General features: G+C 74.2%; 1 protein-coding gene. It reads left to right on the top strand.

The annotated features are described in order from the left end of the window. Positions 1-9: 9 nt before the first annotated feature. The coding region (locus FV230_RS28290; RefSeq protein ID WP_246695045.1) for a proline dehydrogenase family protein at positions 10-1,427 on the top strand (1,418 nt) is incomplete at its 3' end.

Here is a 1,427-nt window from a genome sequence, read left to right as displayed (position 1 = left end):
GCGCGCGGCCTGGTCGCGGGCCTGCGGCGGACGGCGAAGCGGGGCGGCGTCGAGGGCCTGATCCACGAATACGACCTGTCGAGCCAGGAGGGCGTCGCCCTGATGTGCCTCGCCGAGGCCCTGCTGCGCATCCCGGACGCGGCGACCCGCGACGCGCTGATCCGCGACAAGATCGCCCCCGGCGACTGGCGGGCCCATCTCGGCCACAGCCCCTCGCCGTTCGTCAACGCGGCGACCTGGGGCCTGCTGGTGACCGGCAAGCTCACCGCGACGACGCGCGAGCGCGGCCTGTCCGCGGCCCTGACGCGCCTGATCGGGCGGGGCGGGGAGCCGTTGATCCGCCGGGGCGTGGACCTCGCCATGCGGTTGATGGGCGAGCAGTTCGTGATGGGCGAGACCATCGCCGAGGCCCTGCGCCGGGCGCGCCCCAACGAGGCGAAGGGGTTCGCCTATTCCTACGACATGCTCGGGGAGGCCGCGGCCACGGAAGCGGATGCCGCCCGCTACCAGGCCGCCTACGCGGCGGCGATCCATGCCATCGGGCGGGAATCGGCCGGGCGGGGCGTCATCGGGGGGCCGGGCATCTCGATCAAGCTCTCGGCGCTGCACCCGCGCTACACGCGGACGAAGCGCGCCCGCGTGCTCGCGGAGCTGATCCCCCGGGCGAAGGCGCTGGCCGTGCTGGCCAGGGGGTACGGCATCGGCCTGAACATCGACGCCGAGGAGGCCGACCGGCTCGACCTCTCCCTCGACATCCTCGAGGCGCTGGCCACCGACCCGGACCTCGCGGCCTGGGACGGGCTCGGCTTCGTGATCCAGGCCTACGGCCGGCGCTGCCCCTTCGTCGTCGACTGGCTCGTCGACCTCGCCCGCCGGAGCGGCCGCCGCCTGATGGTCCGGCTGGTGAAGGGCGCCTACTGGGACGGCGAGATCAAGCGGGCGCAGGTCGAGGGGCTCTCCGACTTCCCGGTCTTCACCCGCAAGGCCCACACCGACGTGTCCTACCTCGCCTGCGCCCGGATGCTGCTGGCCGCGCCGGACGCGGTGTTCCCGCAATTCGCGACCCACAACGCGCAGACCGTGGCCAGCATCCTGGAGATGGCCGGCCCCGGCTTCCGGCCCGGCGACTACGAGTTCCAGTGCCTGCACGGGATGGGCGAGCCGCTCTACGCGGCGGTGGTCGGCCCGGGCGGGCTCGACCGGCCGTGCCGGATCTACGCCCCCGTCGGCACCCACGAGACCCTGCTCGCCTACCTCGTCCGGCGGCTCCTGGAGAACGGCGCGAACGCTTCCTTCGTCAACCGCATCGCCGACGCCTCCGTCTCGCTCGACGACCTCGTCGCCGATCCGGTCGCGACGGTGCGGGCGATGCGCCCGCCGGGGGCGCCGCACCCGCGGATCGCGGCCCCGCGCAACCTGTTCGGCGC

Origin of the sequence: Methylobacterium sp. WL6 (genome assembly GCF_008040095.1) — a bacterium.
Lineage (GTDB): Bacteria > Pseudomonadota > Alphaproteobacteria > Rhizobiales > Beijerinckiaceae > Methylobacterium.
The sequence above is the reverse complement of the archived record's forward strand: the minus strand, read 5'-3'. Positions and strand labels throughout refer to the sequence as shown.